Here is a 256-nt window from a genome sequence, read left to right as displayed (position 1 = left end):
CAAGAGGTGTTATGAATCAAGTCGCTGACATTCTCAAGCTAGCAGGTGAGGCCGCTCAACAAAACGTTGATGCTGTACTGGCAACGGTCGTCCGTACCGAAGGCTCAGCGTACCGTCGTGCTGGCGCGATGATGCTTATATGCGCAGATGGACGCTCGGTCGGAATGATAAGTGGTGGCTGCCTTGAGCCGCATATTATCAAACGTGCCTTTTGGCTCACGCGTGACGGTGCCAATGTGCAAGTCTATCAGACGGG

At 53.9% G+C, this 256-nt stretch carries 1 protein-coding gene; it reads left to right on the top strand.

Translation table 11 applies throughout. The features are described from left to right. Positions 1–11: 11 nt before the first annotated feature. On the top strand, positions 12–256 hold a 245-nt coding region (locus tag AAEZ06_RS27785), incomplete at its 3' end, for an XdhC family protein (RefSeq protein ID WP_350617375.1).

This window comes from Pseudomonas sp. HY7a-MNA-CIBAN-0227, from assembly GCF_040310325.1.
Lineage (GTDB): Bacteria > Pseudomonadota > Gammaproteobacteria > Pseudomonadales > Pseudomonadaceae > Aquipseudomonas.
This window is presented reverse-complemented; position numbering and strand designations above follow the sequence as displayed.